Origin of the sequence: Phaeobacter italicus (genome assembly GCF_019801785.1) — a bacterium.
Classification (GTDB): Bacteria; Pseudomonadota; Alphaproteobacteria; order Rhodobacterales; family Rhodobacteraceae; genus Phaeobacter; species Phaeobacter italicus.
Window position 1 is genome coordinate 172,523 of the sequence record NZ_JAHVIJ010000007.1, and the last position, 23,810, is coordinate 196,332.

Here is a 23,810-nt window from a genome sequence, read left to right on the forward strand (position 1 = left end):
TCTAACCTGCGATCTTCCCCCACAACCCTGTCCGCCTACAGGCCCAGAATGCGCCCGCGACGGCGCTGAAATTGGCCAGCACGGCAGCCGCAAGGATGCCGGAGTATCCCACCATCCAGACCCCGATCCAGGCGACTGGCACGTAAACTGCAAAGATCCGGAACAGACTAAGCCCCATTGACCAAACGGCCTTGGACCTCGCATTCATCGCTGCATTGGCAGTCACCAGAATGCCATAGCCCAGAAAGCTCCAGCTCACGATTTCAAGATAGCGTGCGGTGTAACCTGCTGCCTCGCTGTCTGATGCGATAAAGCCCGCAATCGGGTCAGCAAACAGGGTGAGCAGAACGGCCACCAGCACACCGTAGGCTGCGCAAAACATCCAACTCTGTCGCACCGCCTCACGCGCGCGATCTTCGCGCTCCGCCCCCCAGTTTTGGCCAACGACCGGTCCGATCCCCGCCGAAAGCGCAAGCAGCGGCACGATCGAGACGGACTGAACCCGCTGCGCAGCGCCAAGACCCGCCACAACCGTATCCCCAAGCATCGCCGCCGCAGCGGTCACCAGGGCCATGCCTGCTGGGTTGATCGCATTGGAAAAGGCCGCGGGCAGTCCGACCCGGATGACCTCTCGTACCGATTTGGCCAGATCACAGAACAAGTCTTCGGGCCACCAGAGCACACCTTTCTTGACTGCGTAGAAATAGGCCCCGACAAGGGTAACTGACCGGGCAATCGCAGTCGCCTGCGCGGCGCCCGCCGTCGACATCTCGGGGATGGGGCCCAAGCCATAGATCAGAACCGGGTCCAACATGATATTCAGCACTGCAGCGATGGACATCACGATGGCAGAGGTTGCACCGTCCCCATGGGCACGAAAGACCGAGTTCAGAAGGGCAGTTCCAACCAGAAATGGAAAGGACAGCGCCCAGAACGGAACATAGGATTTGGCCTCGGCCAGGACATCGTCACTCGCCCCCATTAGGCCAAAAATCCATCCCGCACCGAACGCAAACAACACCGCGATGACCATCGCCAGCGCAACACCCAGAAGGATTGCATGGACTGACAGGCGGTTGGTCTCCGCCTCACTGTCATCGCGCCCGATGCTCTGGGAAATCGCGGCGTTCGCACCAGCGGACAGGCCGATCGACAAAGACGTCACTGCGGTGGTGATCGGGTAAATATAGCCGACCGCGGCCAATGGTGCCTCGCCCATCTGGCCCAGGAAATATGCGTCGGCCAATCCAACGCTCAGCACTCCGAGGATACCCAGCGACATCGGGGCCGACACTGCTGCCAATGCACGCCATACCGGCCCTTGCCTGAGATCTTTGGATGCCAAACGTCTTCTCCTTTTCCTGCGTAGGCACAGCCCTGTCGAGAGCGACGCCATAAAGTGCAGAACGCCCAAGGCACGGATTGGTTCCCCAACATTGCTGACTGGTGCTGCGTGCCCCTGTCGCTCGCATCTGTGGCTTGCCCATGTGACAGGCGGCCTTACTTAAATCGAACAACGAAAGAATGAGACCCCCGTGCCCAGCCTGCCTGTCCGCTCTCCTCAGGAATTGCTCCATCCCCGGCCCGCCGGCCTCTACTGCCCGGCGGGAGATTTCTACATCGACCCGGTTCAACCGGTTGCGCGGGCCCTGATAACGCATGGCCACGCCGATCATGCGCGGGCCGGTCATGGCACCGTCTGGGCCAGCCGACAGACCCTCGACATCATGGCGATCCGCTACGGGGAAGATTTTTGCCAAACCCGCATACCGGTCGAAGACCGTGTGGATATCGCAGAGGTTCGGGCGACATTTACGCCGGCCGGACATGTGCTTGGGTCAATGCAAATCACAGTGGACGACGGCAACACAACCATCACTGTTTCAGGCGACTACGCACGGGTCGACAACCCGGCCTGCGCTGCATTTGCGCTTGCGCCCTGCGATGTCTTTGTCACCGAAGCAACCTTTGGCCTGCCCGTTTTCAATCACCCCAGCCCCCGATCAGAAGTGGAAAAGCTCCTGCGTTCGGTAGCTGCTCAACCAGATCGCTGCCATCTCGTGGGGGCCTATGCGTTGGGAAAGGCGCAGCGTGTCATTGCCCTGCTACGGCAAGCGGGCTGGGATCGACCGATCTACATACATGGCGCCTTGCAGCGGTTGTGTGACTACCACATCGAACAGGGCATCGACCTGGGAGAGCTGCGCCCGGCGACGGTCAAGCAAGGCAAGGACGCCTTTAAAGGGCAGATCATCCTTGGCCCCCCATCGGCCTTTGCAGCGACTTGGGCGCAGCGGTTTCCAGACCCGGTGATCTGCTTTGCCAGCGGTTGGATGCAGGTTCGGGCACGGGCACGGCAACGCGGTGTTGAGCTGCCGCTGATCCTGAGCGACCATGTCGATTGGCCCGATCTGACCCGCACCATTCAAGACCTCTCTCCCCAAGAGGTTTGGGTAACGCACGGACGCGAAGATGCGCTGGTACGCTGGTGCGAGCTGAACCAGATCAAGGCACGGCCCTTGCGTTTGGTCGGCTACGAAGAGGAGGCCGATTGATGCAGGAGTTTGCAGAGCTGCTCGAAAAACTGGCCTTCACCCCGTCGCGCAACGGCAAGATCGCCCATCTGAAACAGGCCTTCAAAACACTGCCCGACCCGGATCGCGGACTGGCTCTTGCCGCGCTGACTGGGGATCTGGCTCTGCGCAATGTCACCCCGTCCCTGCTGCGCGGGCTTGTCGCAGACGAAACTGACCCGGAACTGTTTCGCCTTTCCTATGATTTCGTCGGGGATCTGGCGGAAACCGTGGCGTTGATCTGGCCGCACAGCACAGAACCCGAAGATCATTCGCTTCGCGAGGCAGTAGAGGAGCTGGGCAAAACCGCCAAGGCAGAATTGCCCGCACTTATCATGAGGCGGCTTTCGTCCATGACGCCAACGCAGCGCTACGCTTACCTGAAGCTAGCCACAGGCGGATTGCGCGTGGGCGTGTCAGCTCGGCTCGCCCGGACGGCCTTGGCTCAGTTCGGCGCGGTCCCGGTCGAGGAGATCGAGGAGTTGTGGCATGGCCTTTCTGCCCCGTACCTTCCGCTTTTCCAATGGCTTGAGGGCGGGGATAAACCCGTCAACCTGGCCGCGGCCCCGTTCCGTCCGGTGATGCTGTCTACGCCCACGGATCTGGACGATCTGTCAGATCACCCCCCAGTGCAATTCGTGGCGGAATGGAAATGGGACGGCATCCGGGTTCAGGCAACAAATGAAGGCGGCACGCGGCGGCTGTATTCCCGAACGGGCGAAGATATTTCCAACGCCTTTCCTGATGTTGTTGATGCGCTGAATTTCGAAGGCACGCTTGACGGCGAATTGCTCATCAAACGCGGTGACACGGTGGCCCCCTTTGGCGATCTGCAAAAACGCTTGGGCCGCAAACGGGTGGGCAAAGCAATGTTGGACAGCCACCCAGCTGCATTGCGCGCGTATGATCTGCTGCTTTGGGACGGCCGTGACATGCGCAGCCAACCGTTTGACGCGAGGCGCGCGGCGCTTGGCGACTGCATCGCAGCGCTGAATGATCCCCGCATCGACCTGTCTGCGCTGTTGTCTTTCTCCACTTGGGACGATCTGGCCCGCCTGCGGGAAGACCCGCCCGACAGCGTCATCGAGGGTGTCATGATCAAACGGCGAGACAGCGCCTATATCGCGGGACGCAAGCGGGGGAATTGGTTCAAATGGAAGCGTGACCCAATGCTGGTCGACGCGGTTCTCCTTTACGCGCAACGCGGACACGGCAAGCGATCGGGGTATTATTCCGATTTCACATTCGGTGTCTGGCAAGAGGGTCAGCTGGTCCCCGTGGGCAAGGCCTATTTCGGCTTTACCGACGCAGAGCTGAAGGAGCTGGATCGATTTGTCCGCAACAACACCACTGACCGTTTCGGCCCCGTGCGCGCGGTAAAACCTGAACTGGTTGTTGAAGTCGCCTTCGAAGGGCTGAACGCATCCAGCCGACATAAAAGCGGTGTCGCCATGCGATTTCCACGCATCAACCGGATCAGAACAGACAAACCCGCAGCAGAGGCGGGAACTTTGGAAGAGTTGAAAGCATTTCTATAGGAACCGCGGTCTGCCGCGCCGGAATGGATTGGATACCGTCATGAACTCTCGCCATCTCGCCTATCTGACATTGGTGCTCGCGATCTGTTTTGCCGCAGCGCCGCTGGTCACGTCCCCGTTCACCGGGTTCACGGCCGATCAACTGCCGAACTACCAACCGGACCCCGTAATCCAGCCAGCAGGTTGGGCATTTTCAATATGGGGCGTGATCTATCTGTGGCTGGTTGTCGGGTCAGTTTACGGGGCAATCCGGGCAAGTGATCATCCCCATTGGGATGACATGCGCAAACCATTGGCGGTGAGCCTTCTTCTTGGCGTTTTCTGGCTCTGGGCTGCCAACACCTCCCCGATCCTGGCAACAGTGATGATCCTGGTAATGGCTGGAACCGCCATCATGGCCACCCTCCGCGCCCGTGACGAAGATCGTCTGTGGCGTCGCGGTCCCGTCGGGCTTTATGCAGGTTGGCTCACCGCCGCCTCGGCAGTCTCTGTCAGCATTGTGCTTCCGGGCTACGGCGTTGTTGCGCCCCTGACAGCGGGAGTCGTCGCGCTGTTGGTCGCATTGGGCGTTGCGCTTTGGGTGCAGGCGCGCAGTCCTGACGCCCTCAGCTATGCCGTGGCCGTATGCTGGGCCCTCGCCGGGATCTTCATCGACCAGTGGAACGGCGGTAACGTTCTTGTCCTTGGGTTGGCGGCCATCGGATTTATCATGATTGCACTACGGGCGCTGTTTGCGGCCCGTAGCTGAACTACAACACATCAGCCGCCGATCTCATCGTGGTTTGTCAGGCATTCCGAATGATCGCGCAGAACTTCCAGAACGCGACAATCTGCGACCAGACCGCCCGCGCACTCGGAAATCATCCGTTCCAGCTCGGTCTGTAGCGCCTGGAGGCGGGCAATGCGCTCTGCCGCTTGTTTCAACTGCCGCCGCGCAATGGAATCTGCATCAGAACACGACTGACCGGGGCGGTCAGCCAGATCCAGCAGCTCGCGGATCGCCTCTAAGCCGAACCCCAACTGGCGGGCGTGACGAATAAATGACAGACGGTCCAGGTCCGAAGCCGCATAGCGGCGCTGGCCCCCTGCTGTTCGCCCTGCCTCGGGCATGAGGCCGATCTGCTCGTAATACCGAATGGTCTGGACCTTTGTCCCGGTTCGTTTTGCCAATGTGCCGATGCTGAACATTGCCCCTCACAAATCTACATATACTGTAGCTTTAACAACCCTCTTCCCCCAGCACCAGCCAGAGACCTTTGCCGCAATGGAAAAGGGCGACCCACGGGCCGCCCTCTGTTTCCTCGCATCTCAACCGATGGCTAAGCCGCAGCGACCCCTGGACGTTTGCCAAGGATGATCATGCTCAGCAGGTCGTCGTCGGTCACATCGTCGATGTCGACGGTTCCAACCAGCTGGCCGTTTTTCATCACAGAGGCGCGGTCACACAGTTCCATCACCGCGTTGACGTCATGGTCGATCAGAAAGATCCCGATCCCCTGCGCCTTGAGCTGTTGGATCAACTCCGCCACCATTTGCGTCTCGTGCGGGCCGAGCGCGGCTGTGGGTTCATCCATGATCAGGATCTTGGCGTTGAAATAAACCGCCCGCGCAATCGCTACCGACTGACGCTGACCACCCGACAAGGCAGAGACCGGCTCGGAGAACTTTTGAAAGTTCGGGTTGAGCCGATGCATGATCTTGCGGCACTCGGCCTCCATCGCGGAGTCGTCCACCAGCCCGAAGGGGGTGGTCAGCTCTCGCCCCAGAAACAGGTTCGAGGCTGCATCGAGGTTATCCGCCAAGGCAAGTGTTTGGTAGATCGTCTCGATGTTGTGGGCGCGCGCGTCGCGGGGGTTTGTGATTTCAACCTTGTTGCCGTTCACCCGGATCTCGCCGGTGTCCATCTGATAGGCGCCCGACAGGATCTTGATGAGGGTGGATTTCCCGGCGCCGTTATGACCCAGCAATCCGACGACCTCGCCCGGGTAGAGATCGACACTGACGTGATCCACCGCCTTGATGCCTCCAAAGGAAATGGAGATGTCCTTCATTTCGACCAGCGGAGTGGCGCCAGAGGCGCGCAGTTCTTTTGCGTTGCTCATTACCGTGCCCCCAGACGTTTGCGATAGACGATGTCGATCCAGACCGCTGCAACCAACACGGTCCCAACCACGATGTTCTGGAACGGCGCGTCCACCCCGACCATGGCCATGCCCGACTGAAGGCTCTGCATGATGAGCGCGCCCAAAATGGCCCCGTAGATTGTGCCAAAACCACCTGCCAATGCGGTGCCACCAATGACCGCAGCCGCAATGACGCGCAGTTCATCGAGTGTCCCGATATCATTGGAGTGGTTGGCCAGACGAGCAGAGGCCACAACAGCGGACAACGCACAGAGGAACCCCATGAGGGCAAAGATCTTGACTGTCAGCATGCGGGTGTTGATGCCGGACAGTTCCGCTGCATCGGGATTGCCGCCAGTGGCAAAGATATAGCGGCCAAAGCGGGTGCGACGCGCAACAATGGTCATGACCACTGCCGTCGCGATCAGGATCAGAACGGAAACGGGCAGACCATAGCCGACAACCAGACCCTCGGGCATGGTTTCCCCCTGGGCTTCCAGCATGCGCTTCAGGCGGCGAGCGGGGATCTGATAGGCGTTCAGGATCGCGACAAAGCCAAGGATGGACCCTGCGATAATCATCGCCATCACAGCCTCAGCCCAGGCGGGCTTCACCGGGAACCCATGCCCCTGCTTTGCCCGGCGGCTGTTCCAGAGCGCCGCAAGTGCAAGAACCGTCGCGACAATTCCAACAGCCCAGCTCAATGTGGTGCCAAGCGTGCCGGAGGTGCCTCCGAACACCAGAAAATTCGCATCCAGTGGGCCAATTGTCTGACCATCGGTCAGGTACCAGGCGACGTTGCGCCAGACCAGAAAACCACCGAGGGTCACGATAAAGGCAGGGATTGTCAGAAATCCGACCATCCACCCCTGAAAGGCACCAATCGCCGTCCCAACTGCGAGACCTACGATGATAGTCAGGATCCAGGTCAGCGGGTGATTGAGCCCCATGCCAAGCATCTCGGGCAGGATCTCTGTCTGAACCACTGCCATCACTGCCGAACAGGTCGCCAGCAGGGCACCGACGCTCAGGTCGATGTTGCGTGTCACGATCACAAACACCATTCCCGTCGCCATGATGGCAACCGACACGGTTTGAATGGTCAGGTTAAAGATGTTGCGCGGCGTCAGAAAACGCCCGTCCGTCAGGATGTTGAATCCAATACAGAGGATGACAAAGGCACCGATCATACCCAATAGCCGCATGTCCAGTTCCAGCTGCTGGAACAGGCCACGTTTGCTTTGTGCGGGGATCGGCTGAGACGTGGTTTCGGTCATGTCCGAACTCCAGTGATCAGCAGTATCTTTCTAGCACGCAATGACCATAACACAGACAGGCCGATCACGCACCGGGTGGAGGATGTGGAGACCCCAAACCGGGGTCCCCACTGGAAGTATCAGTTACAGGGTGCCGGACCGTTGGTCACACCTTGGCAAAGCGCGTCCTTGGTGATCCAGCCTGCATCCACAACCACAGTCAGGTTGTCCGCGGTCACCGGGATCGGCTCCAAGAAACGGGCTGTCAGCTCGGTGCCAGAGGGAGACGTCCAGGCCGCGCCGCCGTCCACTGCGGACATGTCAGCACCTTCTGCCATTTGAACGGCAATTTCCGCAGCAGCCTTGCCGAGGTCACGGGCATCTTTCCAAACCGATACGGTCTGAGTGCCTTTTGCAACGCGGTTCAATGCGGCGTGGTCACCATCCTGGCCGGATACGGGGATGCCTTCCATGCCCTGTGCAGTCAGCGCTGCAACAACACCACCGGCAGTCCCGTCATTCGACGCAATGACCGCATCGACGGCATTGTCATTGGCGGTCAGGATCTGCTCCATGTTGCGCTGAGCATTCGCAGGCAGCCAGCCATCGGTATAGGCTTCGCCAACGATCTTGATGTCACCACTGTCAACGGCGGCCTGGATCACCTCTTGCTGACCGCCGCGCAGGAAGTCGGCGTTCGGATCAGTGGGCGAGCCCTTGATCATGACGTAGTTGCCACTGGGCTGGGCCTCAAGAACGGCGCGGGCCTGCATGCGACCAACTTCGATGTTGTCAAATGTCAGGTAGAACGCACGACCATCTTCGATCAGGCGGTCATAGGCGACAACCGGGATACCCTCGTCTGCAGCAGCCTCGACAGCCGGACCAATGGCCTGCGCGTCCTGCGCGAGGATGATCAGAGCGTCGACGCCCTGTGCGATCAGGCTTTCGACATCAGACAGCTGTTTGGCGGACGACGATTGCGCATCAGCCGAAACATAGGTCGCCCCCTTGGCGTCCAGAGCGGCCTTGATGGCGGCTTCGTCGGTCTTCCAGCGTTCTTCCTGAAAATTGGACCAGCTCACGCCTACGGTGATGCCGTCCGCAAATGCCATGCTGGCTGTTGCCGCAAAGGCGATGGCGGAAATTCCACTCAAAAGTTTCATTCTTAGTTCCTCCCTCGGATCTGGTTGGACTGCCTAGAGCTCCGTTCCTCTCTGAGCCTGTCCGCCTGATATGCCTAACATTATTTTTTTTGAAACTCAAATTAAATAATGTATCCTGATTGAAGGGAGCAGGTTACAGCGCATCGAAATTCGCGTAGGTAGCTGAAAAGGGAGGAAAACCGTGGCTAAGTCAGTCAAGCTGTCCCATTCGGACGAACTGCGTGAAAGCAGCCGCCAACAGGTGTTTGATGCCATTCGCGAGGCGGGGCAGATCGCTCGAATCGACATTGCGCAGGTAACACGGATCAGCCCGGCAACGGTGACAGCCATTACCGCAGACCTGATCGCAGCAGGGCTGATCGAAGAGGTAAGCCCGGACATTTCACGCGGAGCCAAACGCGGACGCCCCCGTGTCGCACTGAAAATCCGCGGCGATGCCCACACGATTGCGGGTATGAAACTGTCCCATCACGCGATTACGACGCTGATCACCGACTTTGAAGGGGCCGAGCTGGTCTGCCACGAAATCCCCCTTCCCGGCGGTCAGCTTGACCCGGATGCCCTATGCGAAAAGATTGTCACCGCACTCGATGAAAGTTGCGCCCAGGGCGGCCTTGAGCGGCAACAGATCTCAGGCCTTGCAATCGGAATGGCTGGGGTGATGGATGCGGATCGCAATTTCGTCTACTGGTCCTCGTCGCTCAACGTGCGCAACATTGATTTCGGAAGTTACCTCGCCCGTTATCTTTCGATGCCTGTGTTCATCGACAATGATGCAAACCTGGTCGCCAAGGCAGAACTGTTGTTTGGCGAGGGGGACAAGCGCAGCAACTTCGTGGTTGTGACGGTAGAGCATGGTGTTGGTATGGGGATTGTCATCGACAATCAGATCTACCGAGGCGCGCGTGGCTGCGGCGCAGAATTTGGCCATACCAAGGTCCAACTGGAAGGAGCCCTGTGTCAGTGCGGACAACGCGGCTGTCTTGAGGCCTATGTCGGCGACTACGCCCTTTTGCGCGAAGCCAATGTGACCAGCGGGGTAGAGCGCCACAAGGATCTTGCCTCTCTTTATGCCGCGCGCGAGGCTGGCGACATCATGGCCCAATCGACGCTTGACCGGGCCGGGCGCATGTTTGCGATGGGGCTGGCCAATGTGGTGAACATCTTTGACCCCCAGATGATCCTGCTTGCCGGTGCTCAACTGGCCTTTGGCTACCTGTCTTCAGACAAGGTCGTTCACGAAATGCGGCGATCTGTGCTGCAGGTAGACGGCCCCCTGCCAGAGGTCCGCGTCCATGGTTGGGGCAACAAGATGTGGGCCAAGGGCGCAGCCGCTCACGCAATCGAAGAAATTTCTGCCCTGCGCATCCGAGAGGTGTCTGGTCATGCGGTTTAATGCGACAACCTGCCTTTCGGCCTGGGCTATCTCCGCCTCTTCGGTATTTGCCCAGGCCGCGCCCCAATTCACAGCACGTCCAGCGCCCGAACACATCTATGATGGCGGATGGGAGCATTTTGTCGGCGGGGGACTCGCATCGCTTGACTGCAACGGGGATGCCTTTCCTGATCTGGTCGCAGCAGGGGGCAGCAACCCTGCGCAACTGTTCGTCAACACAACGACCGGCCCTGGCGCCCCTCTTCAGTTTGAAAGCCAAACACCAGATGCGCTATCCCAAGGCGGACTGACCGGCGTATATCCGCTGGATATTGACGGCGATAGCCAACTGGATCTTGTCCTGTTGCGCGTCGGCCCGGATCAAATCCTGCGAGGTCTGGGGAATTGCCAATTTGAACCGATGGCAAACATCGGTTTTGACAGCGCCGACCATTGGACAACGGCGTTTTCCGCAACTTGGGAACCCGGCCAATCTTTGCCAACATTGGCCTTTGGGACATATGTCGACAGAAACGACCCTACAGGCCCGTTTGAAAGCTGCGATGCCACGCTGCTCTACCGCCCTGACGGGGATCGCTATCGACCAGCCGAACAACTGACCCCCGGCTTTTGCGCCCTGTCCATGTTGTTTACCAACTGGCAAAGATCGGCCTCTGGCCGGGCAGACCTGAGGGTGAGCAACGACAGGCACTATTACGTCCGTGGCGGGCAGGAACAGATGTGGGAGATGACGACGCCGCCGCGTCTCTACCAGCCAGAAGACGGTTGGGTTTCTTACCACCTGTGGGGCATGGGCATTGCCTCACGCGATATGAACGGAGACGGCTTTTCCGACGTTTACCTGACATCGATGGGCGATCAGAAGTTTCAGCTGTTTGACCCGGCGGTCGGTGGCCCCGCCTATCGGGACGTCACCTACGACTACGGAACCACGGCCCATCGACCTGCATCAGGCGGAGATGGCCGCCCGTCAACCGGATGGCACGCGGATTTTGGCGATGTGAACAACGATGGCCGGGACGACATTTTTGTATCCAAGGGCAACGTCGAACAGATGCCGGATGCCGCAATGCGCGACCCCAATACCCTGTTGATGCAATCCGCAGACGGCCGGTTCACAGAGATCGCGGAAACCGCAGGAATTGCAACAATGCATCGCTCCCGCGGGGCCGTGCTGAGGGATCTGAATGGCGATGGACGCTTGGATCTCGCGGTGGTGAACCGACGCGCTCCACTTGAGATCTTTGAAAACACAACAGCCGAGACAGGCAATTGGCTTGCGGTCGGACTGTCAGCCCAAGGCCCCAACACCCAAGCCATCGGCGCCTTTGTGGAGGTCGACGACGGCACCCGCCTGCAAACCCGAGAAGTGACAGTTGGCGGTGGTCACGCAGGTGGCTCTGCAGGGGAACTCCATTTCGGCGTTGGTCTGGCGGATACGCTGAAGGTCAGGGTTATCTGGCCCGGTGGCAAAGCAACCAACTGGCAAAGCGTTACGCCCAATCAGCGGATTGCGATAACGCCCTGATCCTGTTCGGGTCAGGGTTCTACCGGCAGGCCAGAGGGCACCTGATCCGGCACTCCCAGACGCCCCTTCGCTGCCTCTTCATCGGTCAACGCATGAAGAAACGCGACAAGCGCCGCAACCTCATCATCCCGCAGCGAAATCGGGGTAAGGTCATTTGTATCTGCAATTGCGGCCACCTCCGCCGGGTCATCCATCACGCGCCAATCAGACGCCCCTTCCAAAACCGGTAATATGGCCTGGGTCCGGTCGTAGGCACGCAACCCTGCAACCGGATCGAGATGATGGCGCACCACACCCTCTAACGTGGCATATGCCCCGCTATGCCCATAAGGCGCCGTCAGCGACACATTGCGCAAACTCGGTGTGCGAAACCGATAGGCGTCCTCTTCCGCCCCAGTCACCCGGAGCCGACCCACATCCCGTGCATGGCTCTCAAACCGTGCCGCCTTGCCCGGCCCCAGTTGCGGGATCGCGATGGCATGAAATCCATTGTCCGTCTGCAACCAGCCTGAATGACAACTGCTGCACATCGCCTTGCCATAAAACAGGCCCTGCCCCATCGCCGCCTCTGCAGACAAGGTTGCCTCACCGACCATCGCACGGTCAAAGGGGCTGTTCATCGCCCGGAATTCAAACCGGATGAAGGCCGCCAGCACATTGCCGATATCGGTAAAGCGGATTGGCGCCCCCTCCCCCAGGAACGTATCGAAACGTTGGCGATACTCCGGGATTGCCGCCACCCGACCCGCGATCAGATCCCACGCGCCACCCTCGTGGCTCAGCTGTCCCAGACGCACAGCTCGCGAAATCTCGTTCTCTCCGTAGTGCCCGGCCATTTCATCCGCCGACAGTACCGGGAACATGGCCTGCGCAGACAGGGCCGAGTCAAAGCCCGCAACCATATCGCCTTCCAGCGGGGTGCGGATGCCTGCGCCATAGTTCGGATCCGCTTCCAATCGCCCGTCATGGAACATCACATCCATGCCAGCTGCCCCAAGGTTCCACAGCGCCGGCGCATTTCGCGGAATGCGCTGTTCCGGCATATTGTCAGGATCGGGCCGCCTTTCCGGGCCAAGGCCCTGCCCCCCATCCCCAAGCGACAATGAAACCCCATCGCCCGTCCCAAAGCGCGGATGATGACAGCTTGCACAGCTGACAGTCCGGTTGCCTGAAAGAATGGGGTCGTAGAACAACAGCTGACCCAATTCTGCGGCGTCCGGATCAACCGGTGAAAAAAACGGCGCAGGCCCAAGGTCCGGCACATGTGATCCGGCGAGGGCGGCATTGCTCAGAACGACGGCGACAAATGCAAAGCACGGGATTTGCCCGATCATCATGCTACCCCCGCCTTTCCGGGCTCAAAAACCAGTTCCAGTCGCTGTTGGTACGGGCTCTCTGGCGTTACCATGATCGAAGGGAAATGCGGATGATTGGGCGCATCAGGATAACCTTGCGGTTCAATGCAAAGGGCCGAAGACGGCCTGAGCTTCTGTCCACCCCTCCCTGTTACGGCGCTTTCCAGGGAGCCCGCGGTATAGATTTGTGCGCCCGGCTGGTCAGATCGCAGGGTCAGCCCAATGTCCGACGGCGCTCTCAGCTGGGCGACATCTCTCAGACCCTGTTCTCGGTCCGCAAAAATCACATGTATGTCGCTGCCCCGCCGTTCAGGATCGAGCCTGGCAAAGCTGAGGCCGCGGCGAAAGTCGTAGCGGGTGCCTTCCACATCACAGATATGCCCCGTTGGCACACCATCGGCATCCAACTGCAGGTATTGCCGCGCGTCCGATCGCAACACGTGATCCCAGATCCCAACACCGTTGCCCAGGGTGTAATAGTTGTGCTGAGCAAGATTGATAGGAGTCGGCCTGTCGACCGTCACGGTCATATCATAGGTCACGGTTCGCCCCCGCAGCGCAATGGTGACAACAAATTCGGCCTCGCCCGGATAGCCGTTTACCCCATGGGGAGACACATGCCGCAGACGGGCAGATCGCGCCGTCACCTGATCCAGTTCCCAGAACACCCGGCCAAGCCCCTGAGCGCCGCCATGCAACTGGTTCTGTCCCTCATTTGGCACCAGATGCACGACCTGCCCGTCCAGTTTCATCTGCGCGGCACCAACACGATTGGCCACCCGTCCAACAATGGCACCAAGATAGAAGGGATCGCAAAGGTAGAACTGCATGTCCTGATAGCCCAAGATCATCGGCACCCACTCCGCCCCCGACCACAGGTCGCAATGGGCCGTCACCGCGCCATAGTTCAGAACGCGGACGCGCAGGTCATCTGTCTGCAAGTCCACCCAGTTCAACAGATCCGGCGCATTTTCAGGTAGATGCGCATGCAGAGGTACAGGCATCTGGGTTTCCTGGTCGGACATACCGGGCATTTCTCCACATCGTCGCAGGCAAACTGCGCCATTTATTTTATTGACGAAATTAAATCAGCCGATCCGCTTCCTGTCAATCGCCGACCTCGCAGCCCTGACCCGCGGATCAAGGCTGATTCCAAGCGGACGGCCAGTTCGCAGGCCTGAATTCCCGGCTGCAATCGGAAGTTGCCGTGCCGAAAATCACAACGCGCGGAGGTGCGAATTTTGCCCCGATTTTCCACCCCAGCCGCAGCAACGCACTGATTTGGCCCAAATCTCGCCACGAATTTTAATCAAATCTTAGGAAGCGGAAGAGGTCACAGCCCAAACGGCGACAGGATCCGATCAGTCCCCGCACTGATGCCGCGGAATAGAATGATGGGGTGCAAAATGAGCAAATTCGCCGATCCAGTGCAGCTGGCGCCAGTCCAGACAGCCGCCATGCCGACCCGGCAGCGGGCTCGTAATTTCTATGGAATCTTTGGAAAGCGACTGGTCGACGTCACGCTGGCGCTTGCGCTTCTGCCCATGATTGCCCCGGTGATAATCGGTCTGTGGCTGCTAAGCCGGCGAGACGGCGGGCCCGGTTTTTTCGGGCACACCAGGATCGGGAGAAATGGCCGAGCCTTCACATGCTGGAAAATCCGCACGATGGTTCACGGTGCAGAAGAGATTTTGGCCGACCATCTGAAAACTGACGCAAAGGCTGCACAGGAATGGGCCAGAGACCGCAAATTGACGAACGATCCCCGCATCACACGGTTTGGTGACTTTCTGCGCCGCAGCAGCCTTGATGAATTGCCTCAGATCTGGAACGTCCTGCGCGGAGAAATGAGCTTTGTCGGGCCACGGCCAATCGTGCGTTGCGAATTGAGCCGATATGGTGCCTCTGCTGGTGCATACCTGAACCAACGGCCCGGGATCACCGGCCTTTGGCAGGTGTCCGGCCGCAATGATGTCAGCTATCAGGAACGTGTATCCCTTGATGTGGACTATCTGCACAAACGCACCTTTGGTCTTGATCTGAAACTGATCATGATGACCGGTCGTTGTGTCTTGGCCCGCACCGGACGCTGATTTTGACGCTAAAGCGGCGTTAAGGGTTGTGTGATAGGCTTCCTGCCACAGGATAAGGGCAAAGCCCTGGGCAAACCGGTTGCCCGCTGCACAGAAACAGGATCCGCGACCATGCAGAAAGGCGAAACCACAGCTGAGCTACATACCCATGTATCGCAGGGCCGAGGGCGGCTGGCCCTTGCAGGGGTGTTCTGGTCATTTGTGAACATCATGGTCAGCAATGGGCTGACGGTCGTGGTTTTCCTTGTGACCTCCATGCTGTTGCAACCTGCGGATTTTGGCGCGGTCGCGCTGGCGACCTCTATCGTCGTCTGGGTGATGACACTGGTGCCCCTGCCCCTTGGCGATGCGATCATCCAGCGAAAAGACCTGCGCCCGGAACATCTTGATAGCGCGTTCTGGTTGACCATGACGATTGCAGTGGGGTTCTTTTTCGCGCTGGTTGCCATTGCACCTTTGGCGGCTGAATGGACGAACCTTCAAATCCTCGAACTTATCCTGCCCGTCCTTGCCATGCGTATCTTGTTCGTTTCCCTTGGAAACATCCCCGCAGCGCTGATCAATCGCAAGATGGCTTTCAAACAGGTCGCGTTGCGCACAACGCTGGGGAACGGTTTGGGCGCAATCAGCTGTCTTGTGCTGGTTCTGCAGGGCTATGCGATCTGGGCGCTGATCTGGGCGCAGGTTGTCACCGCTTTTGTTGGGTGCTGCGTTGCATATTGGTCGGCGGGTTGGCGGCCGGGCTTCGCGATTTCACGCAGGGCCATCACGGATTTGCGCGGCTTTACGCTCTACACGATGGGCGGTCGGTTGATCGAGCCCACCAAGATCAATCAGATCCTTCTTGGCATTCTCGCAGGGCCTGCTGTCTTGGGGATTTTCTTTTTTGCCCGAAGGATCTGCGAGATCCTTCAGGAACTGACGATCGGAACGCTCCTTCCGGTAACGCGGGTCCTGTTTGCCAGCATGCAAACAGAGGAAGAGCGACGCCGCGACGCCTTTTTGCTAAGCAGCTTTGCCGCCGCGAGCGCAGCACTGCCGCTATTTGTGGGTTTCATCATGGTTGCCCCAACCGCCATCCCCTATGTCTTTGGCGCCAAATGGATTGCTGCCATCTACCCGCTTCAGTGCTTTGCTTTGCTGAGCCTGATGATGAGCATTGGAGTCATGCAGGCGTCCTTGGTGCGGTTTTCCGGCCATGCCGGGTGGTGGTTCTGGTTTGAACTTTCCGTCAGCCTGTCCGGATTCATCGCCATTCTCTATTTTGCAGATGAGGGGCTGAACAGCATCATGACGGCTCTTGTCATTCTTTCTGTCTGCCTGTGGCCTGTCGCGACGGCAAAAACGCTGCGCGTGTTGAACATGCCTTTGCGTACCTATGTGTTTGATGCGCTGCGGCCCGCACTGATTTCCGCGTCGATGATGGCGATTTCCCTCTTCGCTCTGCGAGAAATGGGGCCGCCAATGTATGGCTACACGCTGCTGCTCGCACAGTTTGCTGTCGCAGTCCCGACCTATGTCGGCATGATGTTTCTTGTGGGCGGGGACCGGCTGGATCTGATCCGAGAGGTCGTCCGCCGCCGCATCGCCACCACAGCATGACGCAAGGGCCACCGGGGCTGCAAAACCCACTCAAGCCCTGAACCACCAGGATATTGCGCTGACTGCGGTTTGCGAACGCCCTATCTGTGCTCATCCAATACAGTTGCAGTTGCCTCACCCAGCACATAGCGGGCGCGAGACGGAAAGCGCACAACCATCCACCCGCCAAGGTTACCCCAAAAAGAAACGCCACCCTTTTGGGGTGGCGCCAAAATCATTCACGGCATCAATCCTGAGATCGCTCAGCCGGGCTGCGAAGCCTGTCACGCAGCTTGTGCAAGGTCACCACCTCACTGCCGGCTTCAAGATTTATTCCCCCGGTTTCGGCTGTCAGCCGCCCGACCTCGCCATAGAATTTCCCCATTGCTGCGAGGGTCTGGATCACCAGATCAAAATCCTGAAGCGACTGACGTTCTTCACGTGTTGGCGCACCGCCACGTTCAACCATCGTCAGCACGATGTCCTCGAGCTGCTGCACCTGGCCAACCAGGCGCAGCATTTCAGCATGCGACACATCGCAAAGGTCAGCAATGCTGTGACCTTTGGGCGGTGGTGTCGTTTGCATGTTCATAGACGGCCCACCACTTGTTCAATGGCCTGCTTCATGGTCGCGACCGTGAACGGTTTGCGAATGATGTTGTTCATCGCAAGACGGCGGCCAACTTCCACGATTTCGGGCGTGGGTTTGCCTGTCACCAGGATAAAACCAACCCGCTGGGTCACGCGATGCTCTCGCAGCGCTTTCAGCAGTCCAAGGCCATCCATACCCGGCATGTTGTAGTCCGACAAAACCAGGTGCACAGGGTTGGTTGTGAGCGTCTGAAAGGCAGATTGCCCGTTGTTTTCAACCATGTAGTTTTTGATGCCTAGCTCATCCAGACACTGGGTCAGGATGCCGCGGCTGGTGGACATGTCATCCACAACCATCACGCGCAGGGAGTCTTTCAAGCTCATTTTTAGTTCCTCGTTTTCTCTTTTGTTGCCGGACTACTCAAGCATTCCCACCGGCATGAGAATTCACATAAGTGGTGATCCCGGCCGTCTGCAGCGCCGCCGCAGCGGGGCCGGACATGCGCTCGGAATGACCGATAAACAGGTATCCACCAGGGTTCAGACTGCGCTGAAACGCGTGCCAGACCTTCTGCTGCGTCGGCGTGTCGAAATAGATCGCCACGTTTCGACAGAAGATGGCATCGAACTTTCCCTTGAACGGAAAAGGTTCGATCAGGTTCAGCACGCCAAAGGTCAACAGCCTGCGCAGGTCCTCACGAATGGTGCCGTCCTGGCCCTGAAGGGTGTAGTAGGCACTGTATTCGCGCGGGATCTGCGACAGCTCCTCGGCCGAATAGCGCGCAGATGACGCTTTTCTCACCACAACCGGGTCGATGTCTGTCCCCAGGATTTTCACATCCAGTTTCTCGACATCTGGGCAGAGCTCCTTGAGCACCATGGCAATGGTGTAGGGTTCCTGCCCGTTGGAACAGCCCGCTGACCACAATCGAACCCGATCACCACGACGTGCACGTTCCAACAGGGGCGGCAGCACATCATTGCGCAGCGTGTCGAAATGATGCGGTTCCCGAAAGAACTGCGTGACATTCGTGGTCAGCAGCGACAGCAGCTCGCTGCGTTCACTGTCTGCATTCGGGCCATTCAATTCCTGCAGGTAGGATTTGAAATCCGTGAAGTTCAGCTTGCGCAGGCGACGGGCGAGCCGCGAAGACACCAGTGGCTTCTTGCTGCTCGACATCGCCAGCCCAAAATGCTTGTGGGCAAACTCGGCGATGGATTCAAAGTCCTGATCGGACAGTGTGAACCCGTCGCCGCGTGTTTCAATTGGGCTGGCAATCGTCACGAGAGCACCTGCTCTGGCACAGAGATGACGGCATCCAGGTTGATGATCCGCACCATGGTATCATCATGAGAAATGATACCCTGGATGTAGTCCATCGTGTTCCGGCTATCGACCGGCGGGGTGTCCTGGATGTCATCTGGATTGATCGAGATAATCTCAGAGACCGACTCTGCCAGAAGACCAACGGGTTTTCCGTGGACAGAGACAACGATCACGACATTGCGCTCGCTGGCTTCGGTCTGCTGCAGACCAAAGCGCGCGGACAGATCGTAGATCGGGATCACCGCACCACGCAGGTTCATCACCCCCAAGACATCTGCCGGCGCATGCGGCAGGATGGTCACGGGCGACCAGCGGCGGATCTCGCGGATCTGCGTGATTTTCAGGCAGAACGCCTGACCTGCGACGGTGAAGCTGACAAACTCGCTATGCTGGGCGTGCTTGATTTCAGCGTCGTCGTGTTTTGCTTCAGCTTGCGATTGCATTGTTCAGTCTCCGCTCGGTATCGAAAGCGGCTGCCGAGGGCGAAGCCGCAAGAATGCTTTCAGGGTCCAGGATCATCGCGATCTTGCCATCCCCAAGGATTGTGGCTGCTGCCACTCCGGGAATATTGCCGCAAACGCCGTCGAGGCTCTTGATGACGACCTGGCGCTGGTCATGGATATCATCCACAGCCAGAGCGCTGCGCTGCCCCGTTTCGGTTTCCACCAGAAGGTAGACGCCGGGAGGCTGATCATGATCAGGCTTATCAAGGCCCAAGGCCGCGCCGACATCACAGACCGGGACAAAATTGCCGCGGATCGACAGCAGCGTGCCGTCTGCGCCAAGGTTGTTCACCATGTCATCGCTGCCGCGCATGGTTTCCACGATCGAGGTGATCGGAACCACCATCGTCTGATCGGCAACCGACACGACCATCCCGTCCATGACCGCGAGGGTCAGCGGCAGAATGATGGTGAAGGTCGACCCTTTCCCAGGGGTGGAACTAATGTTGATCCGGCCGCCGAGTGCGGTGACCGCATTTTTCACAACATCCATGCCAACCCCGCGGCCCGAGAGATTGGAAATCTCTTTGGCGGTGGAAAAGCCCGGCAAGAACAACAGGTTGTCGATCTCACTGTCGGTCAGATCCGCGTTCTCCGGGATCAGCCCCTTGTCGATCGCAATCTGTTTGACCCGCGGGCGGTTCACACCAGCGCCATCATCCTTGATTTCGATGCAGACACTGCCGGACCGATGGGACGCCGTCAGGCGGATCTCACCTGATCGCGCCTTGCCGGCGGCCTCACGGTCTTCGGGCTTTTCAACACCATGATCGACCGCGTTGCGCAGAATATGCGTCAGTGGATCGGACAGACGTTCGATGACCGTCTTGTCGACTTCGGTGTTTTCGCCCTCGGTGACCAGTTTACAGGTCTTTCCAGTCGCGGCAGAGGCTTCGCGGACAATCCGGGCCATCCGCTGAAACAGCGGCTTTACCGGTTGGGCGCGGATGGACATGACACCTTCCTGAATGTCCCGTGCGAGGTTTTTGAAGCCTTCCAGCTCCGTTTCGACATCGCGCAGATCAGCCACATCAAGATTGGCAATCTGCTGGGCCAGCATGGAGTGGTTGATGATCAGCTCGCCAACTGCGTTGATGAGGCGATCAACCCGTTCCAGGTCGACACGCAGGGTCGGGTTTGGTCCGGTTTTCGCGGTCTCAGCCTTGGGAGCTGCCGTTTTGGCAGCCGCCGGAGCAGGAGCCGGATCCGCAGCTTCCGCTACAGGCTCCGAGGCTGGGACCGGCGCCTCAAAAGGGGCCGCCACCTGATCTGCGCCTTCCTCGGGCATGACCCCGAATGCGGCATCCAGAGCCGCCAGCGCATTGGCCTCATCTTCTGCGTCGCTGTCAGATTCAATCGACAATTCACACAGCCCTTCAACAAATTCAAAGACCGATTCCACAGCTGATTTGGATTCCGTGCTGGTCAGGGTCAGTTTCCAGGTCAGATAGCTCTCGTCGGTGTCGAGCGCATCGAAACCGGGCAGTTCGCTATCATCAAGCTGCACCTCGAGCGTGCCGAGGTCTGCAAGGGTCTGGAACAGGAAATACGGTTCGTTTCCAGTGCCATACATGTCCTTGAGCGGGTGGAAACGAATCTTGTAGACCCGTTCCTTTTCCATCTCGATCGGGGCCGCATCAAAGGCACCGCCAAGACCCATCGGTTGGAAGACGAGTTCCTCTTCTTCCTCTTCGATGTATTCCTCAAGCGCAGAGATCAGTACATCATGATGCGCCTCATCGGTGCTGCCACCGTCACGGGCGACAGCCACCAGATCGCTGAGATGATCGCTCGAACGCAACAGCAGTTGGATCAGCTTGGTGTCCAGCTCCAACCGGTTGGCGCGCACCTCGTCAAAGACCGTTTCAAACTTGTGGGCAAAGGCAACCAGCTCGTCCAGGCCGAAAGCGCCAGCGCCACCCTTGATCGAATGGACCGCCCGAAAGACGGCATTGACCACCTCAGGGTCGTGATCGCCACCTTCGATGGCGGTCAGACCCTCGTCCATTGCTTCAAGGAGCTCTTCACACTCCTCAAAGAAGGTATCCTGAATCGAGCCGGCCATATCAGGCAGCCGCCCCGGTAACGCGCTTCAGCGCGAAGATCAAAGATGCGTCGTCAAACGGCTTGGTAATCCAGCCGGTTGCGCCGGCATTGCGGGCACGCGCCTTCAGCTCCGGCGCGCTTTCGGTCGTCAGAACCAGAATCGGCACCTTGGAGTTGATGTCCTCGCCGCGCAGCTCTTCGATGACGCCAAAACCATCGAGGTTGGGCATGTTGATGTCGGTGATCACAACGTCCGGCGCAACGTCCGGGTACATGTCTACACCTTCACGGCCGTCCACGGCACAGTGGTATTCAAAGCCCGCCTCTTCCAGAGCGGCGGCCAGGAGATTCCGGATGGTGCGGGAATCGTCGATTGCCAGAACTTTCGTTTTCATGCTGTTTCCTCGTCTTCAAAGCGGTTGGGCTCGAGCCCCAAAAGAGTGAGCGATTTCCGGCACCCTTCGGTTATGTTCGCGACTGCAAAACCGAGCCCTTCTGAGCGCCATTGCTGTTCAGCGCTCAAGAGCAGCTGCAGGCAGCGCGATGGCATCACGGCCACATTGCTACAGTCGATTTCCACTGCCTGAGTTCGCGCCCCCCGCAGGAAGGCAATCAACGGCTCCAGGTCGGAGAATGCGTTGGGCAGGTCCAAAATATGTTTTTGCGTTTCCGTCGTCATGGTCAGCGATTCGCACCCCCGTGGTCGGCGACAGGTTTCAAGTCGATGCGTTAGGAGTAGACTTTGGGCCTTAATATTTGATTGCCAGTGAGCACGGCTGCAGGGCATTTCCCAAAAGGATTCCGCTGCAAATTCCCCGGGCAATTTCCAAAAATTTTAGCGGATAGAAATCGCCACAACCCAGACGAATTGCTGCACTCAACCCCGGGCTGCGCGTTAACAGCGAGCGATTATTTTTTGGGCAGGTCACGCATGCCCCTTACGCGCGCGCGTGAATCTAGGCGGTCAGAAATTGCGGTTTCATCCGGGTTTTTCTGATTGATTTCGCATGCAAAATCAGCGCCGTGTAAGCCTGAAATTAACTCCTGTCCGTCATGAAAGATACACTTTGGCTGCCTGCGCAGCGCGTATCGATCGAAAGGAGTTCAAGATGAAAGCTGTGCCCGCTTTTCGTCTCGCCTACAAGCTGCCGCTACTGGTTATCGGGCTTGTTCTGACCATCACCGCAATTCTGATCACGATCAGCTCCCTTGCGCTTCAACGGGCCGCCATGGACAGTGTGGAAACCCAGTTTCACGCGATGACCAACGACCGAAGCAGCGCGCTGATGGCGCTGATCGAGGGGATGAATTCCGACGCCAGAACCCTGGCGAGCAACCCTTCTACGGCAACCGCGCTGGAATGGTTCACCATGACATGGGGTGGCATTGAGGGCGATCCTGCCAAGGTACTGCGCACCGCCTATATTGATTCGAATCCCAATCCCGCCGGGCAGAAACATCTGCTCGACCGCGGCATCGGCGATTCGCCCTATCACATGCACCACCAGCGTTTTCACTCTGGTCTGACTGCAGTGATGACCAACAAGGGATATTACGATGTCTTTCTGATCAGCCCAGAAGGCGACGTCGTCTACTCTGTCACCAAAGAGGCTGATTATGCCTCCAACCTCGTCAACGGAGCATATGCCGATTCTGGCCTGGGAGAGGCATTCTCGGCTGCAATCAAAATGCAGGCCGGTGATGTCTACTTTGCCGATATGCGATCCTATGCCCCAAGCGCCGGAGCAGCGGCTGCATTTGTCGCCACGCCTGTTTATGATTCGGGCAACACTCTCCGCGGTGTTCTCGCGCTGCAGGTTCCTGTCGAAATGATCACCAACATCGTGAACCCAGTCGACAGCATGAGCGAGACGCTGGATGTCTACATCGTCGGGGATGACCTGCGGGTGCGAACAGATTCGCGACTGGACGGAATGCACAAAGTCCTCGAGGAGATGCCCCGCACCGATCAGGTTCTTGCGGCGCTGGAAGGCAACTCAGGCTTCTTTGCGAGTACAATTGGCGCCTCCGGCAATCCTGTCGTGGCCTATTCCGAACCGATCCAGACGGACCGGGTGACCTGGGCCATTGTTGCAGAGCAGGACCGCGCCGAATTGCTCGCTCCTGTGGTGAATACTCGAAATCAGCTGCTGTTCATCTCACTGGGCTGCGCGGTTGTCATGTCACTTCTGGGCTGGCTGTTTGCCCGCTCCGTGACCAAACCCATCAACCGCATCTGTGGTCGAATCGCAGAGATTGCGAGCGGCAACCTGTCGGCAGAGATCCCTGAAGCAAAGAGATCCGACGAAATCGGCGATATCGGCAAACAGATGATCCGCCTGCAGGACGATCTGAAACAAGCCCGCACAGCCGAACTGGAGCGCGCCGAGCAGCAACGCCAGCAAGAGGTCGTGGTCGAACAGCTCAGTGCCGGGCTGATCCGCCTTGCGGCTGGTGATTTCTCTCAGAAAATCGAAGATGCCTTTCCTGAACATCACGAGAGACTGCGCGAGAATTTCAACTCGACCGCAGAGACGCTCAGCGCGACGGTGACGCAGGTGATCGATACCGCCGAAAGCATCCGCAACGGTGCGGGCGAAATCAGTCAGGCCTCGGACGACCTGTCCAGCCGGACCGAAAGCCAGGCAGCCACGCTTGAAGAAACCGCCGCCGCCCTGGATGAGATGACCGCAAGCGTGAAATCCGCCGCAGAAGGCGCGCGCAGCGTGGAAAA

At 58.6% G+C, this 23,810-nt stretch carries 22 protein-coding genes; 8 read left to right on the plus strand and 14 right to left on the minus strand.

Annotated elements, in window-relative coordinates:
• Position 1 precedes the first annotated feature (1 nt).
• Positions 2-1,345, minus strand: a complete 1,344-nt coding sequence (locus KUV39_RS16660) for an MATE family efflux transporter (RefSeq protein WP_222460386.1) — start codon at positions 1,343-1,345, stop codon at positions 2-4.
• Positions 1,346-1,535: 190 nt separating this feature from the next.
• On the opposite strand from KUV39_RS16660, the gene KUV39_RS16665 reads away from it, so the two are divergent.
• Genes KUV39_RS16665 through KUV39_RS16675 form a run of 3 tightly spaced genes read left to right on the plus strand, consistent with a single transcriptional unit; the run spans position 1,536 to position 4,859 of the window.
• Positions 1,536-2,555: a ligase-associated DNA damage response exonuclease gene (locus KUV39_RS16665; protein ID WP_222460387.1), complete on the plus strand. Its 1,020-nt coding sequence runs from the start codon at positions 1,536-1,538 to the stop codon at positions 2,553-2,555.
• Positions 2,555-4,111 carry a cisplatin damage response ATP-dependent DNA ligase gene (locus tag KUV39_RS16670; RefSeq protein WP_222460388.1) on the plus strand — a complete coding sequence of 519 codons (1,557 nt, stop codon included), beginning with the start codon at positions 2,555-2,557 and terminating at the stop codon, positions 4,109-4,111. Before KUV39_RS16665 ends, KUV39_RS16670 begins: the two co-directional genes overlap by 1 nt.
• 40 nt (positions 4,112-4,151) lie before the next feature.
• A complete protein-coding gene (locus KUV39_RS16675) occupies positions 4,152-4,859 on the plus strand; it encodes a tryptophan-rich sensory protein (protein WP_008563496.1) in 708 nt (235 codons plus the stop codon).
• A gap of 11 nt (positions 4,860-4,870) precedes the next feature.
• Here the strand turns inward: KUV39_RS16675 and KUV39_RS16680 are convergent, their stop codons facing one another.
• The 4 genes from KUV39_RS16680 to xylF all read right to left on the minus strand — a co-directional run bounded on the left by KUV39_RS16680 (position 4,871) and on the right by xylF (position 8,656).
• Positions 4,871-5,299 carry a MerR family transcriptional regulator gene (locus KUV39_RS16680; protein ID WP_222460389.1) on the minus strand — a complete coding sequence of 143 codons (429 nt, stop codon included), beginning with the start codon at positions 5,297-5,299 and terminating at the stop codon, positions 4,871-4,873.
• A gap of 131 nt (positions 5,300-5,430) precedes the next feature.
• The gene (locus tag KUV39_RS16685) at positions 5,431-6,213 is read right to left on the minus strand and encodes an ATP-binding cassette domain-containing protein (protein ID WP_008563352.1); all 783 of its coding nucleotides are present in this window, start codon (positions 6,211-6,213) and stop codon (positions 5,431-5,433) included.
• Positions 6,213-7,511, minus strand: a complete 1,299-nt coding sequence (locus KUV39_RS16690; protein WP_046212244.1) for a sugar ABC transporter permease — start codon at positions 7,509-7,511, stop codon at positions 6,213-6,215. The genes KUV39_RS16685 and KUV39_RS16690 overlap by 1 nt, the downstream gene beginning before the upstream one ends.
• Before the next feature lie 119 nt (positions 7,512-7,630).
• Positions 7,631-8,656 (minus strand): D-xylose ABC transporter substrate-binding protein, encoded by a 1,026-nt coding sequence (gene xylF, locus KUV39_RS16695; protein WP_008563375.1) that lies wholly within the window; start codon positions 8,654-8,656, stop codon positions 7,631-7,633.
• A gap of 181 nt (positions 8,657-8,837) precedes the next feature.
• Here xylF and KUV39_RS16700 point away from each other — a divergent pair, with 181 nt between their 5' ends.
• Both KUV39_RS16700 and KUV39_RS16705 read left to right on the plus strand, forming a co-directional pair.
• Positions 8,838-10,052 (plus strand): ROK family transcriptional regulator, encoded by a 1,215-nt coding sequence (locus tag KUV39_RS16700; protein WP_222460390.1) that lies wholly within the window; start codon positions 8,838-8,840, stop codon positions 10,050-10,052.
• A complete protein-coding gene (locus KUV39_RS16705; protein WP_222460391.1) occupies positions 10,042-11,580 on the plus strand; it encodes a CRTAC1 family protein in 1,539 nt (512 codons plus the stop codon). The genes KUV39_RS16700 and KUV39_RS16705 overlap by 11 nt, the downstream gene beginning before the upstream one ends.
• 11 nt (positions 11,581-11,591) lie before the next feature.
• Here the strand turns inward: KUV39_RS16705 and KUV39_RS16710 are convergent, their stop codons facing one another.
• Positions 11,592-12,917 (minus strand): cytochrome-c peroxidase, encoded by a 1,326-nt coding sequence (locus KUV39_RS16710; RefSeq protein ID WP_222460392.1) that lies wholly within the window; start codon positions 12,915-12,917, stop codon positions 11,592-11,594.
• Positions 12,914-13,939, minus strand: a complete 1,026-nt coding sequence (locus KUV39_RS16715) for an aldose epimerase family protein (RefSeq protein WP_244998421.1) — start codon at positions 13,937-13,939, stop codon at positions 12,914-12,916. Before KUV39_RS16715 ends, KUV39_RS16710 begins: the two co-directional genes overlap by 4 nt.
• A 402-nt stretch (positions 13,940-14,341) precedes the next feature.
• Between KUV39_RS16715 and KUV39_RS16720 the strand changes: the two genes are divergently transcribed.
• Positions 14,342-15,028: a sugar transferase gene (locus KUV39_RS16720; protein ID WP_168578517.1), complete on the plus strand. Its 687-nt coding sequence runs from the start codon at positions 14,342-14,344 to the stop codon at positions 15,026-15,028.
• Positions 15,029-15,139: 111 nt separating this feature from the next.
• Entirely contained in the window at positions 15,140-16,630 is a 1,491-nt protein-coding gene (locus KUV39_RS16725; protein WP_244998422.1) for an oligosaccharide flippase family protein, read from the plus strand.
• Positions 16,631-16,856: 226 nt separating this feature from the next.
• Here KUV39_RS16725 and KUV39_RS16730 read toward each other — a convergent pair whose 3' ends face one another.
• From KUV39_RS16730 to KUV39_RS16760, 7 genes are read right to left on the minus strand one after another with little or no spacing between them, the layout of a single operon-like run.
• Complete coding sequence (locus KUV39_RS16730) at positions 16,857-17,201, minus strand: hypothetical protein (protein WP_046212250.1); 345 nt, start codon at positions 17,199-17,201, stop codon at positions 16,857-16,859.
• Positions 17,198-17,584 carry a response regulator gene (locus KUV39_RS16735; RefSeq protein ID WP_008563433.1) on the minus strand — a complete coding sequence of 129 codons (387 nt, stop codon included), beginning with the start codon at positions 17,582-17,584 and terminating at the stop codon, positions 17,198-17,200. The genes KUV39_RS16730 and KUV39_RS16735 overlap by 4 nt, the downstream gene beginning before the upstream one ends.
• 37 nt (positions 17,585-17,621) lie before the next feature.
• Complete coding sequence (locus KUV39_RS16740; RefSeq protein ID WP_222460395.1) at positions 17,622-18,485, minus strand: CheR family methyltransferase; 864 nt, start codon at positions 18,483-18,485, stop codon at positions 17,622-17,624.
• Entirely contained in the window at positions 18,482-18,970 is a 489-nt protein-coding gene (locus tag KUV39_RS16745) for a chemotaxis protein CheW (protein ID WP_008563422.1), read from the minus strand. Before KUV39_RS16745 ends, KUV39_RS16740 begins: the two co-directional genes overlap by 4 nt.
• Positions 18,954-21,095, minus strand: coding sequence for a chemotaxis protein CheA (locus KUV39_RS16750; protein ID WP_046212251.1), 2,142 nt, complete (start codon positions 21,093-21,095; stop codon positions 18,954-18,956). Before KUV39_RS16750 ends, KUV39_RS16745 begins: the two co-directional genes overlap by 17 nt.
• Position 21,096: 1 nt before the next feature.
• Positions 21,097-21,471, minus strand: a complete 375-nt coding sequence (locus tag KUV39_RS16755; protein WP_008563341.1) for a response regulator — start codon at positions 21,469-21,471, stop codon at positions 21,097-21,099.
• Entirely contained in the window at positions 21,468-21,755 is a 288-nt protein-coding gene (locus tag KUV39_RS16760; protein ID WP_008563477.1) for an STAS domain-containing protein, read from the minus strand. The genes KUV39_RS16755 and KUV39_RS16760 overlap by 4 nt, the downstream gene beginning before the upstream one ends.
• Positions 21,756-22,185: 430 nt before the next feature.
• Here KUV39_RS16760 and KUV39_RS16765 point away from each other — a divergent pair.
• The coding region (locus KUV39_RS16765) for a methyl-accepting chemotaxis protein (RefSeq protein ID WP_222460396.1) at positions 22,186-23,810 on the plus strand (1,625 nt) is incomplete at its 3' end.

Coding starts and splice junctions, on each gene's coding strand:
- KUV39_RS16670 (WP_222460388.1), top strand. CDS start 2,555: ATGCAGGAGTTTGCAGAGCTGCTCGAAAAACTGGCCTTCACCCCGTCG.
- KUV39_RS16675 (WP_008563496.1), top strand. CDS start 4,152: ATGAACTCTCGCCATCTCGCCTATCTGACATTGGTGCTCGCGATCTGT.
- KUV39_RS16680 (WP_222460389.1), bottom strand. CDS start 5,299: ATGTTCAGCATCGGCACATTGGCAAAACGAACCGGGACAAAGGTCCAG.
- KUV39_RS16685 (WP_008563352.1), bottom strand. CDS start 6,213: ATGAGCAACGCAAAAGAACTGCGCGCCTCTGGCGCCACTCCGCTGGTC.
- KUV39_RS16690 (WP_046212244.1), bottom strand. CDS start 7,511: ATGACCGAAACCACGTCTCAGCCGATCCCCGCACAAAGCAAACGTGGC.
- xylF (WP_008563375.1), bottom strand. CDS start 8,656: ATGAAACTTTTGAGTGGAATTTCCGCCATCGCCTTTGCGGCAACAGCC.
- KUV39_RS16705 (WP_222460391.1), top strand. CDS start 10,042: ATGCGGTTTAATGCGACAACCTGCCTTTCGGCCTGGGCTATCTCCGCC.
- KUV39_RS16710 (WP_222460392.1), bottom strand. CDS start 12,917: ATGATGATCGGGCAAATCCCGTGCTTTGCATTTGTCGCCGTCGTTCTG.
- KUV39_RS16715 (WP_244998421.1), bottom strand. CDS start 13,939: ATGCCTGTACCTCTGCATGCGCATCTACCTGAAAATGCGCCGGATCTG.
- KUV39_RS16720 (WP_168578517.1), top strand. CDS start 14,342: ATGAGCAAATTCGCCGATCCAGTGCAGCTGGCGCCAGTCCAGACAGCC.
- KUV39_RS16725 (WP_244998422.1), top strand. CDS start 15,140: ATGCAGAAAGGCGAAACCACAGCTGAGCTACATACCCATGTATCGCAG.
- KUV39_RS16730 (WP_046212250.1), bottom strand. CDS start 17,201: ATGAACATGCAAACGACACCACCGCCCAAAGGTCACAGCATTGCTGAC.
- KUV39_RS16735 (WP_008563433.1), bottom strand. CDS start 17,584: ATGAGCTTGAAAGACTCCCTGCGCGTGATGGTTGTGGATGACATGTCC.
- KUV39_RS16745 (WP_008563422.1), bottom strand. CDS start 18,970: ATGCAATCGCAAGCTGAAGCAAAACACGACGACGCTGAAATCAAGCAC.
- KUV39_RS16750 (WP_046212251.1), bottom strand. CDS start 21,095: ATGGCCGGCTCGATTCAGGATACCTTCTTTGAGGAGTGTGAAGAGCTC.
- KUV39_RS16755 (WP_008563341.1), bottom strand. CDS start 21,471: ATGAAAACGAAAGTTCTGGCAATCGACGATTCCCGCACCATCCGGAAT.
- KUV39_RS16760 (WP_008563477.1), bottom strand. CDS start 21,755: ATGACGACGGAAACGCAAAAACATATTTTGGACCTGCCCAACGCATTC.